Origin of the sequence: Cupriavidus oxalaticus (assembly GCF_004768545.1) — a bacterium.
Classification (GTDB): Bacteria; Pseudomonadota; Gammaproteobacteria; order Burkholderiales; family Burkholderiaceae; genus Cupriavidus; species Cupriavidus oxalaticus_A.
The window spans coordinates 1,224,850-1,237,407 of sequence record NZ_CP038634.1 but is presented as its reverse complement, the minus strand read 5'-3'; the positions used below and the strand labels follow the sequence as shown (position 1 = coordinate 1,237,407).

The window sequence follows — 12,558 nt, the reverse complement described above, 5'->3', positions numbered from 1 at the left end:
GCCTGCATGGACGCCACCGTTTGCCACTGAAAAGCGTGTGAATGGATGTAGAGGCCAACCTTGGGGTAAGCGAAAACCCCAACCGCTTCCACGCCCGGATCTGAGTAAGATGCCAACCCGGCGCTGGCGCGACACAATCGCCCGCCGCCGAACCCGATGGGGGCTCCGCGCCCATCAAAGCCGCACCGCACTGCAACCCAGGCGGTGTGCCAAGGAAGGCAGAGCTACAGCTTTGCATTCCCCACGTCATGGAGAAGAAGTTGAACGACCGTACCCACGCGGCCGCTGTCCGCCTGTTCGGCACCGGCGAAGGCCTGTCCCACGAGCGCGTGACGCTCGCCACTGATCCGCAATCCGGCCTGCAGGCCATCATCGCCATCTACAACACCAGACTGGGCCCCGCCTTCGGCGGCTGCCGGTACTGGACCTATTCCGCCGAGACCGAGGCGCTGTCCGACGCCCTGCGCCTGTCGCAGGGCATGGCTTACAAGAACGCCCTCGCCGGGCTGCCTTTCGGCGGCGGCAAGGCTGTGATCCTGCGCTCGCCGGCGCAGACGGACCGCCAACAGCTCTTCCGCGCATTCGGCCGCATGGTGGAGTCGCTGCGAGGCAGCTATATCACGGCTGAAGACGTGGGCACGACGGTGGACGACATGCGCGCTGTCCAGGCCGAGACCGGCTACGTTAGCGGCATGCCGCGCGACGGCGGATTCGGTGGCAACCCCTCGCCGTGGACAGCTTATGGCGTGTTCGTCGGTATTCAGGCGGCGGCGCAGTACCGCCTGGACCGCAAGTCGCTCGCGGGGCTGTCAGTGGCCGTCCAGGGACTGGGGTCGGTAGGCTGGGAACTCTGCCGCCGCCTCCATGAGGCGGGTGCGAACCTGACCGTGGCGGATATCGATGCCGGGCGCGCATCGCAGGCGCAACAGCAATTTGGCGCACACGTCGTATCGCCGGAAGCCATTACGGGCGCGGATGTCGACGTATTTGCACCTTGTGCGCTGGGTGCCGTCATCACCCCGGCCGTGGCCGAAAGCTGCCGCTTCCAGATCATCGCCGGCGGCGCAAACAACCAACTCGCTTCACTGGCCGAAGGCGACACCTTGCATCAGCGCGGCATCTTCTATGCGCCGGATTTCCTCATCAATGCCGGTGGCATCGTAAGTTGCGCCCGGGAATACCTCGGCGGCGTCGACGATTCAGCCCTTCGCGATGAAGTGGCCGGTATCCGCGATCGGGTGCTCAGGCTCGCGCAACGCGTAGAGTCGGCAGGCGAGGCGCCGGCACGCGAGGCGGTGAAGTGGGCGCACGAGGTGTTGTCGCACGGCATCGGGTTGCACTGAGCTGTCACCCCGACCCGGAGAAGGTATATGAACGGACACCCGAAGCCCCACAGTTCGGCCAGCGCCGGCGACAAGCTCGTCATCTTTGACACCACCCTGCGCGATGGCGAACAGTCGCCCGGCGCGGCGATGGCCATCAGGCAGAAAATCGCGATCGCGGAACAGCTGGACGCCCTGAACGTCGATGTCATCGAAGCCGGCTTTGCAGCCAGCTCGGATGGCGACCACGACGCCATCAAGGAGATTTCCCGGCAAGTAAAAGGCAGCGTGATCTGCTCGCTTGCCCGTGCCAACGAGCGGGATATCGAGAGAGCCGCCAATGCGCTGAGCGGCGCGAGAAGATCCCGCATCCACACCTTTATTGCAACGTCAGCGTTGCACATGGAGAAGAAGCTGCGCATGACCCCGGAGGAGGTATCTCTGCGGGCCCGCACTGCTGTCCGCTTCGCGCGAAAATTCACGGACGACGTGGAATTCAGCACTGAGGATGGGAGTCGATCGGACCCGGATTTCCTCTGTCGCGTGATCGAGGGTGTCATCGACGAAGGGGCGACCACGATCAACTTTCCCGACACCGTTGGCTATGCCATGCCCGCCGAATTCGCCGAAGGACTCAGGAAGCTTCGCGAGCGTATTCCCAACTCCGACAAGGCCGTATGGTCAGTCCATTGCCACAATGATCTCGGCCTGGCCGTTGCCAACTCGCTAGAGGCCGTCAGACATGGTGGCGCGCGTCAGATCGAATGCACCATCAACGGGCTTGGCGAGCGCGCAGGCAATGCGTCTCTGGAAGAGGTCGTCATGGCAGTAAAGACCAGGCGCGACCTGTTCGGACTAGATGTTGGAGTGAACACCGCCCATTTGCTCGCTGCGTCCAGGGCTGTCTCTGAGGCCACGGGATTCAGCGTTCCACCCAACAAGGCGGTGGTTGGTGCAAATGCCTTCGCCCATGCTTCCGGTATTCATCAAGATGGCATCCTGAAAGCGCGCGAGACCTATGAAATCATGCGACCGGAAGACGTCGGATGGGACAAAGGCGCGCTCGTGCTTGGCAAGCTTTCTGGTCGGAATGCTTTCAGGCACAGGGTTCAGGAGCTGGGCATGCATTTTCGCGACGACGAAATGCTATCCGCCGCCTTCGCGCGCTTCAAGCGACTGGCGGATACCAAGCCCGAGATCACCGATGATGATCTGAGAGACATTGCCTTTGGCGTGGCGGAATCCCGCACATTCAGCGCCTGATAAGCGGGGCCGGCCACGTCGCCGGCAGCTACCACAGGCGGCGCTGGGGACAGCGCCGCCTGTACGGATCGCCGAACGTCGGGACAAGCCGACACCGGAATTCCGGTATCCGCTAACCTCTGGCGCCAGCACACCAGTACGCGGGCGGGTGGCTAAAACACGGGTAGCGAACCGAAGCTGCGACTGGCAGCTACTACACCAATCGCAGATCCCACAGCGCATCCAGTACGTGTTGGGTGGAGCGTTCAACGTACCCCGCACGATGCGCGATGCCGAGCCGACGCCATAACGCCGGGCGCAGCGGACGCATGACGATGCGCTTGTCCGGCAATGGCGTGGTGGCCTCGTGGGGCAACAGCGCCGCGCCGTAACCCGCCGCGACCAGGCTCTTGATCGCGTCGTTGTAGTTGAGCTGAATGCGTGGTGCGGGATGGTGTCCCGCGGCCGCGAACCACTCCGCAGTCTGACGCGAGAGGCGCGTGGTCGCATCATTAAGAATCAGAGGCTGGGCGGCGAGCCAGTCCGGCGTGACGCGGGCCGGGCACTGCCAATGCGCCGGCACGAAGGCCATCACGGGGTCGCGGCGCCAGGGCTTTATCACCAGTCCGGCCACCGGCGGCTGAGGCAGTGCAACCAGCCCGATATCCAGCGTGCCGTCCGCCAGCCGGGACAGTGTTTCCTGCGAAGTGAGGACCGCAATCTGGATGTCGATGGCGGGATGCTGCTGGCGCAGCACCTCGAGCGCCTGTGGCAGCAGGTGCGCGATCGCGCCAGTCGACGCACCGAGCCGGACGCGCCCTTCGAGCCCCTCCACCTGTCGTTGAATATCGTCCAGCGCCTGCTCCGCATCGGCCAGCAGCCGACGCCCGCGCTCCACCAGCACCTCTCCGATCGCCGACGGCCTTACCTGTCCGCGTTTTCGCGACAGGAGCGGTGCTCCGATGCGTTGTTCCAGGTCAGCGATGTGGAGGCTGACCGTGGGCGGCGCAAGGTGCAAGGCACGCGCCGCCTCGGCGAATGAGCCATGGTCGGCAATGGCGACCAGCGTGCGCAGGCGGTCCAGGCTGATCTCTCGCATGTCGGCTCCATATTCAGGAAAACTGAATGTCAAGGTTGTGAAATTCAACTTTCGCTATTCTAGTGCTCCATGGAAGATGGGTGCTCCTTCGACGTGTTACCCCCTTCAGTCACCGGAGTATTCCTCGCATGAGCTCCCCCCTGGTTTTTATCGACGGCGACCAAGGCACCACCGGGTTGCAAATCCACGAACGGCTGCGCGGCCGGACCGACCTCAGCCTGTTCACGCTTGACGCGTCGGAACGCAAGGACCCACGGCGTCGTGCGGAAGCCATCAATGCCTGCGACATCGCCATCCTCTGTTTGCCCGATGCCGCCGCGCGCGAGGCGGTGAACGCCATCGTCAATCCCGCCGTCAGGGTGATCGACGCAAGTTCAGCCCACCGCACGCATCCGGACTGGGCATATGGTTTTCCGGAAATGACACCGGGACAGGCCGCGCGCATTGCGAACGCGCGACGGGTCACCAATCCCGGCTGCTATCCGACCGGTGCGATTGGCCTGCTGCGTCCCCTGGTGCAGGCCGGGCTTGTGCCAGCCAGCTACCCGGTCAGCATTCATGCGGTGTCCGGCTACTCCGGACGCGGGCGTGCCGGCGTGGAGGAGTATGAGGGGCCGGATGCCGTCAGCGCGCCGGCATTCCAGGTGTATGGCCTGGAACTCGCGCACAAGCACCCCCCGGAGATCCAGCAGCATGCCGGGCTCGCGCAGCGTCCGATCTTCGTTCCCGCGTATGGGGCGTTCCGCCAGGGCATCGTGCTGACGGTGCCCCTCGCGTTGAGGCTGCTGGCCCCCGACGTGGATGGCGCCACGCTCCACGCTTGCCTCGCCCGCCACTATGCGGGGGCGGCCCATGTACATGTCCTGCCGTTGCACGAATCGCGCGTTTTAGAACACCTGGATCCGCAGGTACTGAACGGTACGAATGACATGCACTTAAGCGTATTTCCTAACATGGAGCACGGGCACGTCCTGCTGTCCGCGGTTTTCGACAATCTTGGCAAAGGCGCATCCGGCGCCGCGGTTCAAAACCTGAACCTGATGCTCACGCAGCAATAGTGGCCGATGGCGGCCGCCTGAAACGGCGGCCTTTGTGTTCCGGTGGTGCCTGAATGCCCGACACGTCCCCAAAAAAATCAGGCGAACGTATCAATCTCGCCGCGCGCCGGCACCCGTGCAGACCGGGCCACCGGTTCCGCTGATGCGGCGGGCTCGGCGCCAGCCAGCGTGCTCGTGCCGAAGGCCGGCTGCCCGCGCCCGTTGCCCGGCGCCTGCTGCTGTTGCTGCCCGTTGCCGGCCTGGTTGGCAAAGCCGTCGGCGCCGACCGACGTCTGTCCCAGCTGGATGCCGTTTTCGGACAGCGCGGTGCGCAGGTGCGGCAGCGCCGCTTCCACTGCGGCCCGTACCGCCTGGTGCGGCGAGACGAACTGCGCCTGGGCCTGGTCGTTGACCACGTTGAGCACGACCTTCAGCGGGCCAAGGTCGGGCGGGTTCAGTTGCAGCTCTGCGCTCTGCGTGCCCTGGGTGCTGAGGCGGAGCATCTGCTGGCCCAGGGCCTGCGGCCACTGGCTGTCGTACAGCGCCGGGGCGACCATCGGGCGAGCGGTTGCGGCCGCGGCAGCCGCCGGGGCCTGGGCCGTGTGCTGGCCGGCGAGCGCGGCGGCCAGGGCGGGCGCGTTGTCGGCGCTGGTCGACACCGTGGCGGCCTCGGTGGCGCGCGCCGCGGCTTGCGCGGCGGCGAACGAGCTGGCGGCCGGACGCGCTTCGCCGGCGCCATTGGCAGCGGCAAGCGGATCGGCGCGGTGCTGGCCGATGCCGCTGTCGGGCTGCTGGCCGGCGTTGTCCTGCTGCGCCGGAATGCTGGCGGCTGGCACGGATTGCGTGAGGGCAGAGCCCGACCTGGCGTCCGTGGCGGCCGGCGTGCTGCCCTGCATCGCGGCGCGTTGCGAGGCGATGGTGGCGAGCGTGTCGGCGACTGAAGGCTGGGCCGGCGCGGCCTCGGCGGTCACGACCTGCAGCGTGTCGGGCAATACGGCGTTGCCCCGCAGCGTCTGCGCCTGGGCGCTGGCAACGTCGGATGCGCCGGCAGCCGCCGGCTGCGCGGCGCCGGCCAGCGCGGCTTGCAGGGCAGTGTTGCTGCCTGCGTCGGCGGTCGAGCCGACCGCTGCGCCGGCAGCGCCGGCCGCTGCGGACGCTGCCGTGGCCGGGGCCGTTGCCGGCAGCAGCAATGCCAGCGCCGCGGCGGCGGCTGCGGCCGCGGCATCGGCGGCCACGTTGCTGTCATCGTCTTCCTTGGCCTTGTCGGCGGCCGCCGGCTTGTCCGCCGGCGCCGCCGGCGGCTTGCCGGTGTCGGCGCGTGCCGGCTCCGGCGCTGGCTGTTTTTGGCTCGCGGACCTTTCCTGCCCGGCGTCTGCGTCCCGGGCCTTTGTTGCCGGGGCTTGCTGCGGGCTGCTTTCGCGGGCACGCGCCAGTGCGTCGCCGAAGCCGCTGGTGTCGCTGCTGGCGCGCCTGGTGCTTTCGGTTGCACTGGCAGCCGCCTTGGCGGCATTGGCGGTGTTGCTGACAATCTGGCTGATATCGATCATGTCGTTCTGCTGCGGAATTCCGGTAGCGGTCGCGGCTTAGCCAAGCCGGGTGGCGGCGGCGCGTGCCAGCCGGGCCGCGTATTCGTCATTGGCGCGCTGCTCGCGGCGCGCGGCGACCTGTTCTTCCCTGGCCTCGGCCCGCGCGATCAGCGTGTCGAAGGAATTCAGCCGGCGCTTCTGGTGCTGCCAGCGGGTGCGCCCGGCCAGGAGGTCGGCTTCGGCCTTGGCCAGCGCCGCGGTCTGCTGGCGGATGGCCTGGTCGAGCGAGTCGAGGAAGCGCGAAAAGTCCTGCCAGCGGCTCGAGGTCATGCCCTCCGCGGCCACGGCCTGCATGCGCGCGCGGTACTCGTGGCGGTATTGCGTCAGCTGGTTCAGCTGCTGCTCCGCCTGCGTGCGCGAGCCCTGCAGCCGGCCGAGTTCGCGCGCGGCGGCGTCGGTATCGTTCTGGGCAAGGTCCGCCAGGGTATTAAGCGGTGAAGGCTTGGCCATGATCACTCCTGTCGAAGAGGCTGTGCAGCTGGGCGATGGCGTCGTCGTAGCCGGCGCGCTGGTGGATATCCTGTTGCAGGAAGGCTTCCATGCGCGGATGCAGCCGGATTGCAAGGTCCAGCTCGGGATCGTTGCCCGGCACGTAGGCGCCCACGCTGATCAGGTCGCGGTTGCGCTGATAGCGCGACATCAACTGCTTGAAGCGGCGCACCGAGGCGAACTGCTCATGCGGGATCAGCGCGGTCATGGCGCGGCTGATGGAGGCCTCGACATCGATGGCGGGGTAGTGCCCCGACTCGGCCAGGCTGCGCGACAGCACGATATGGCCGTCCAGGATCGCTCGCGCCGAATCGGCGATCGGGTCCTGCTGGTCGTCGCCTTCGGTCAGCACGGTGTAGAACGCGGTGATCGAGCCGCCGCCCTCGGGGCCATTGCCGGTGCGCTCGACCAGCGTCGGCAGCTTGGCGAAGACCGACGGCGGATAGCCCTTGGTCGCGGGCGGTTCGCCGATCGCCAGCGCGATCTCGCGCTGCGCCATGGCGTAGCGCGTCAGCGAATCCATGATCAGCAGCACATGCTGGCCCTGGTCGCGGAAATACTCGGCGAGCCGGGTTGCATAGACGGCGCCCTGCATGCGCAGCAGCGGCGAGCAATCGGCCGGCGCCGCCACGACCACGGAGCGGCGGCGGCCCTCCGGCCCCAGGATGTTCTCGATGAATTCTTTGACCTCGCGGCCGCGCTCGCCGATCAGGCCGACCACGATCACGTCGGCGCTGGTGTAGCGCGCCATCATGCCCAGCAGCACGCTCTTGCCCACGCCCGAGCCCGCGAACAGGCCCATGCGCTGGCCGCGCCCCACCGTCAGCATGCCGTTGATGGCACGCACGCCGGTATCGAGCACGGTTTCGATAGGTGCGCGCATCAGCGGGTTGATCTGCTCGCCGGCCAGCGGCACTTCCATTGCCGCGGCCAGCGGGCCCAGGCCATCGAGCGGGCGGCCCGCGGCATCGAGCACGCGGCCGAGCAGGCCCGCGCCGACGGGCAGGCGCTTGGAGCCCGGCTCGCGCGGCGCGGCGGTGCCGGCCGGCTGCGGCGACGGCTCCAGCGGATAGACGCGGGCGCCCGGCAGCAGGCCGACCACGTCGGATTGCGGCATCAGGTAAAGGCGGTCGGCACCGAAGCCCACCACTTCCGCTTCGGCGGTGCGGGGTGCGTTGCTGTCGGCGATGAACTGACCGGCGGGCAGTTCGATCAGGCAGTCGCTGCCCACCGGCAGGCGCAGGCCCACGGCCTCGAGCACCAGCCCCGCGGCACGCGTCAGGCGGCCGCAGCTGCGCTTGCTGTCGAGGCCGGCAATGCCGGCCGATGCGGTTTCGAGCGCGCCGATCCAGCGTTGCGTATGCCGGCTCGATGCGCCATCCGGCGCGGCTTGTCCGACTGGTGCGGCGGCCTCAGTCATGCGGCGGCTCCCACGGATCGTCGCGCCCCAGCGCCTTGGCCACGCGCGTCCAGCGCGTGGCCAGCGTCGCGTCGCGCTCGCCGCTGGCGGCGCTGGCAATGCAGCCGCCGCGCGCCACCGTCGGATCCGGTCGTACGGTCCAGCCCGCGGCTTCGAGTTCGCCCTGCAGGTGCGCCTCGACCAGCGCAACGTCGTCAGGATGCAGCAGCACGCTGGGCGAGCCCTGCAGCGCGGGCTCGCTGGCCAGCAGCTCGCGCACCGCGGGCAGCAGCACCGAGGGATCCCCGGCAACCGTGGTGCGCACCAGCTGGCGCGCCACATCCAGCGCCAGCGTCACCAGCGCGCGCGCGACCTGATCGTCGACGCCCGTCAGCGCGCTGCGGAAATTGGTGGCCAGCGCCTGCAGCTGCGCGGCCTCGTTGCGCGCCGCTTCCAGCCCGCGCGAATAGCCTTCGCGGTGGCCGTCGCCATAGCCCTGAGTCTGTCCCTGCGTGTAGCCCTGCGCATAGCCTTCCTTGCGCGCGCCCTCGCGCATCGCATCCAGCGCCGCGAAATCGATCGGCGGTGGCGCGGGCTCGGCCGGCAAGAGGTCGGCAGGCGTCTCGGGCGCGTTGTTGCGCGCATCGCGCGGGTCGAGCGAGCCCATCTGCCAGCGCTGCCAGCCGGCGCCACCACCGCGCGCGCGGCGCGGCGGCTCGAACGGCGCGAAGCCGCCGTGCGCGCTGTCAGGGGGATCGCCCCGTACCGCGCGGCGTGCGCTCAGTGCGTTCGGCGCGTGCTGTGCGTTCGGTGCGTGCTGTGCGTGCTGTGCATTCAGGCCGCGCTCGGGTAATGCATCAGACATAGGCATCGTCGCCTCCGCCGATCTGGACTTCGCCCGCATCCGCCAGGCGTCTCACCACCTGCAGGATGGCCTTTTGCTCGGCTTCGACCTGCGACACGCGCACCGGGCCGAGCGCATCCAGGTCCTCGCGCAGCATCTCGCCGGCGCGCGTGGACATGTTGCGGATGAACTTGTCGCGCAATTCCGACGGCGCGCCCTTGAGCGCGACGATGAGCGACTCGGTGGCGATTTCCTTGAGCACGCGCTGGATGCCGCGGTCGTCGACCTCCAGCAGGTTCTCGAACAGGAACATCTCGTCGATGATCTTCTGCGCCAGGTCGCCGTCGTGCAGGCGCACGCCGTCGATGACCGCCTCTTCGTGCGCGGTGCTCATCAGGTTGATGATCTCCGCCGCGGTGCGCACGCCGCCCATGCGGCTGCGCTTCAGGCTCTGGCCCGCCAGCAGCTTGGTCAGCACGTCGGTCAGCTCCTGCAGCGCGCCCGGCTGCACGCCGCCGAAGGTGGCGATACGCAGGATCACGTCGTTGCGCAGGCGGTCGGTGAACAGGCCCAGCACCTCCGACGACTTCTGGCGGTCCAGGTGGATCAGGATGGTGGCGATGATCTGCGGGTGCTCGTCGCGGATCAGCTCGGCGATCGAGGTCGCGTCCATCCAGTTGAGCGAGTCGATGCCGCTGCCCGGGTCGCGCGACTCCAGGATGTCCTCGATCACCGACTGCGCGCGCTCCTCGCCCAGCGCCTTGTTCAGCACGCTGCGGATAAAGGCGCTGGAATCGACGTTCAGTGCCAGGTACTGCTCGGTCTCGGAGCGGAACTCGCCCAGCACGCCGGCCATTTCCTCGCGCGTGACTGAACTGAGCGAGGCCATGGCAGCGCCCAGTTCCTGCACCTCGCGCTGTGACAGGTGCTTGAACACCTCGGCCGCGGCATCCTCGCCGATCGCCATCATCAGCACGGCGCTCTTCTGCAGGCCGCTGGCGGAGACTTCCTTGGAGATGGCCTTAGCGGTTGTCATTGGCAATCCAGTTCTTGATCACGCTGGCGACCAGGCGCGGGTCGCGCTGTGCGGCGTCACGCACCAGCGCGAGGTCGCTTTCATACTTGGCGGCAAGCCGCAGGACTTCCGGATTGGCGGGCTCTTCTGGCGGCAGCAGCACGGCCTCGGTCTCTTCCCTGGCTTCCGGTGCCGGCAGCGGCGGCGTGGTGTAGCGGCGCAGGATCGGGCGCGCCACCTTGAACCACGCGAACAGCGCCAGCAGTGCCAGCAGCAGGTAGCCCGCGCCGGTCTTGCCGAGATCGATCATTTCAGGTTGCTTCCACAGCGGGACTTCCGGCGTGACCTCGCGGTCCACGGTGAACGGGCTGTTGACCACGTTGATCGAGTCGCCCCGATCGGACGAGAAGCCCATTGCCTCCTTGGTCAGGTTCTCGATCTGCGCCAGCAGCGCCGGCGGCAGCGGCTGCGCCACCATCTTGCCCTTGGCATCGGCCGCCTGGCGGTAGTTCACCACCACCGCCACCGACAGCCGGCGCACGCCGCCCGGTGCCTGCTGCACATGGCGCACGGTGCGGTCCAGCTCGTAGTTGACGGTGGAATCGCGGCGGTTACTGCTCGGGCCGCTGGCCGTGCCGGCCTGCGCGCCTTGCGCGGCCTGGCCTTGCTGGCCCGCTTGCCCTGCCTGGCCCGGCTGGCCGGCGGCGGGGGCGCCGGCCTGTCCAGGCGCCTGGCCCGCGCGCGGCGTCTGCGGCGTGGTCACCGGCGCGACCGCGGCAGCGGGCGGCTGGTTGGACAGCGCGCCCGGCACGCCGCCCGGCGGCGTCGCGCCCTGCTGGCTCGACTCGCTGGTCTGCTGGCTGCGGATGGCCGAGCGGGTGGGATCCTGGTTGGGCTTGTAGCTCTCGTCGGTGTGCTCGACGATGGAGAAGTCCACGTCGGCCGTCACCTGCGCACGCACGTTGTCCTTGCCGACGATCGGCGCCAGGATCGCCTCGATGCGCTTGAGGTAGTTCTGTTCCAGCGCCTGCACGTACTTGAGCTGGGTGGCGTCGAGCATGCGCTCGTTGCCGCTGTTCGACAGCAGGTTGCCGTGCTGGTCGACGATCGAGATCGACTTGGGCGTCAGCTCCGGCACGCTCGACGACACCAGGTGGCTGATCGCCGCGACCTGGCCCTCGTCGATGGCGCGGCCCGGGTAAAGCTGCAGCACGATCGAGGCGGTAGGCTTCTGGCGCTCGCGCACGAACAGCGTCGGCTTGGGGATCGCCAGGTGCACGCGGGCCGACTGCACGGCGGCGATCGATTCGATCGAGCGCGCCAGCTCGCCTTCCAGCCCGCGCTGGTAATTGACCTGCTCGGCAAACTGGCTGATGCCGAACTTCTGGTTGTCCATCAGCTCCATGCCCGCGGTGCCGCTCTTGGGCAGGCCCTGCGAGGCGAGCCGCAGCCGCGTCTCGTGGACTTTCCCGGCCGGCACCATCACCGCGCCGCCGCCTTCGGCAAACTTGTACGGCACGTTCATCTGCTGCAGCGACTGCAGCACCGCACCGCCGTCGCGCTCGGACAGGTTGCTGTACAGCACCTTGTAGTCCGGCGCGCGCGACCACAGCACGCCCACGGCGATGGCGGCGGCAAGCGCCGCGCCGCCCAGCATCAGCGGCAGCCTGGGGTTGGCCTTCAGGCGCTCAAGCACCTCGGCCGGCCGGCCCGGCATGGCAACCGCCGCGGTCACGCGCGTGCTCCTGCGCCGGCGCCGCGATGCTCGCGACGGCTCGGGCGGTGATGGCGGCCATGGTCGTCGGCACGGCTCATGGCGCGGCACACATTACGCTGCAGAGAAAACACGCGTACTCCCGGATCAATGGTTGGTCTGGCAAGTGCCGGAAGGCGGCGCTCGGCGGCTGCCCGCGCTTGTCCGGCACGGTGGCAATGATCGGCCAGACTTGAGTGGGACAATGCCGCAAACAGACCCGGTTTTCCGCCCGATTTCGGGCCATGGCGGGTGCGTGGCGGCGGGTACTCTGCAAACCGCTGAAAATCGGTGCGCCCCGTCTGCCTTGCCGGCATGAATGTGCTCGACGAGACGCGCCATCGACTGACCCGGCTACGAGCCGGCCCATGACGACGCCATGACCACTATCTCTTCCATCGAGTCCATGCTGCAGCAGTTGCGCGGCCTGTCACAGGTTGCCTCGGGCAACAGCGCCACCCAGTCGGCACCGGTTGCCGGCGGCGGCTTCGCCGGCGAGCTGCAACGCTCGCTGGGCAAGATCAATGCGGCGCAGGAGCGCGCCTATGGCCAGGCCGAGGCCTTCGAGCTGGGCAAGCCGGGGGTGGCGCTCAATGACGTGATGATCGACCTGCAGAAGGCGAACATCTCGTTCCAGACCGGGGTGCAGGTGCGGAACCGGCTGGTGCAGGCGTATCAGGAGATGATGAGCATGCCGATCTGATTGGCGCGGCAGGATTGCCGCGCACAGAGCAAAGAGCCCCTGGCCGCGTGCGCATGCCAGGGGCTCTTT

General features: G+C 68.1%; 11 protein-coding genes and 1 pseudogene. 5 read left to right on the top strand and 7 right to left on the bottom strand.

Annotated elements, in window-relative coordinates; all coding sequences use genetic code 11:
- The first annotated feature begins 248 nt into the window (after positions 1–248).
- Together E0W60_RS05470 and E0W60_RS05465 are read left to right on the top strand one after the other, a co-directional pair.
- A complete protein-coding gene (locus E0W60_RS05470; protein ID WP_135703279.1) occupies positions 249–1,343 on the top strand; it encodes a Leu/Phe/Val dehydrogenase in 1,095 nt (364 codons plus the stop codon).
- A gap of 27 nt (positions 1,344–1,370) precedes the next feature.
- Positions 1,371–2,564: pseudogene (locus tag E0W60_RS05465) on the top strand (2-isopropylmalate synthase); the annotation flags it as partial.
- A gap of 214 nt (positions 2,565–2,778) precedes the next feature.
- Here the strand turns inward: E0W60_RS05465 and E0W60_RS05460 are convergent.
- A complete protein-coding gene (locus E0W60_RS05460) occupies positions 2,779–3,663 on the bottom strand; it encodes a LysR family transcriptional regulator (protein ID WP_135703277.1) in 885 nt (294 codons plus the stop codon).
- A 128-nt stretch (positions 3,664–3,791) separates the two neighbouring features.
- Here E0W60_RS05460 and argC point away from each other — a divergent pair, with 128 nt between their 5' ends.
- Positions 3,792–4,721 carry an N-acetyl-gamma-glutamyl-phosphate reductase gene (gene argC / locus E0W60_RS05455; protein ID WP_135703276.1) on the top strand — a complete coding sequence of 310 codons (930 nt, stop codon included), beginning with the start codon at positions 3,792–3,794 and terminating at the stop codon, positions 4,719–4,721.
- Between the two features lie 77 nt (positions 4,722–4,798).
- On the opposite strand, the gene E0W60_RS05450 is transcribed toward argC, so the two are convergent.
- Genes E0W60_RS05450 through fliF form a run of 6 tightly spaced genes read right to left on the bottom strand, consistent with a single transcriptional unit; the run spans position 4,799 to position 11,768 of the window.
- Positions 4,799–6,247 carry a flagellar hook-length control protein FliK gene (locus E0W60_RS05450; protein ID WP_135703275.1) on the bottom strand — a complete coding sequence of 483 codons (1,449 nt, stop codon included), beginning with the start codon at positions 6,245–6,247 and terminating at the stop codon, positions 4,799–4,801.
- Positions 6,248–6,283: 36 nt separating this feature from the next.
- The gene (fliJ, locus tag E0W60_RS05445) at positions 6,284–6,736 is read right to left on the bottom strand and encodes a flagellar export protein FliJ (RefSeq protein WP_135703274.1); all 453 of its coding nucleotides are present in this window, start codon (positions 6,734–6,736) and stop codon (positions 6,284–6,286) included.
- Positions 6,714–8,195 carry a flagellar protein export ATPase FliI gene (gene fliI / locus E0W60_RS05440; protein WP_135703273.1) on the bottom strand — a complete coding sequence of 494 codons (1,482 nt, stop codon included), beginning with the start codon at positions 8,193–8,195 and terminating at the stop codon, positions 6,714–6,716. Before fliI ends, fliJ begins: the two co-directional genes overlap by 23 nt.
- Complete coding sequence (gene fliH / locus E0W60_RS05435; RefSeq protein WP_431189851.1) at positions 8,188–9,039, bottom strand: flagellar assembly protein FliH; 852 nt, start codon at positions 9,037–9,039, stop codon at positions 8,188–8,190. Before fliH ends, fliI begins: the two co-directional genes overlap by 8 nt.
- The gene (fliG, locus tag E0W60_RS05430; RefSeq protein WP_133095669.1) at positions 9,032–10,054 is read right to left on the bottom strand and encodes a flagellar motor switch protein FliG; all 1,023 of its coding nucleotides are present in this window, start codon (positions 10,052–10,054) and stop codon (positions 9,032–9,034) included. Before fliG ends, fliH begins: the two co-directional genes overlap by 8 nt.
- Positions 10,041–11,768 (bottom strand): flagellar basal-body MS-ring/collar protein FliF, encoded by a 1,728-nt coding sequence (gene fliF / locus E0W60_RS05425; protein ID WP_135703271.1) that lies wholly within the window; start codon positions 11,766–11,768, stop codon positions 10,041–10,043. Before fliF ends, fliG begins: the two co-directional genes overlap by 14 nt.
- A gap of 26 nt (positions 11,769–11,794) precedes the next feature.
- On the opposite strand from fliF, the gene E0W60_RS05420 reads away from it, so the two are divergent.
- Positions 11,795–11,983 carry a hypothetical protein gene (locus E0W60_RS05420; RefSeq protein WP_135703270.1) on the top strand — a complete coding sequence of 63 codons (189 nt, stop codon included), beginning with the start codon at positions 11,795–11,797 and terminating at the stop codon, positions 11,981–11,983.
- Between the two features lie 182 nt (positions 11,984–12,165).
- On the top strand, positions 12,166–12,489 hold the full coding sequence (gene fliE, locus E0W60_RS05415) for a flagellar hook-basal body complex protein FliE (protein ID WP_133096018.1): 324 nt from the start codon (positions 12,166–12,168) through the stop codon (positions 12,487–12,489).
- Positions 12,490–12,558: the final 69 nt, after the last annotated feature.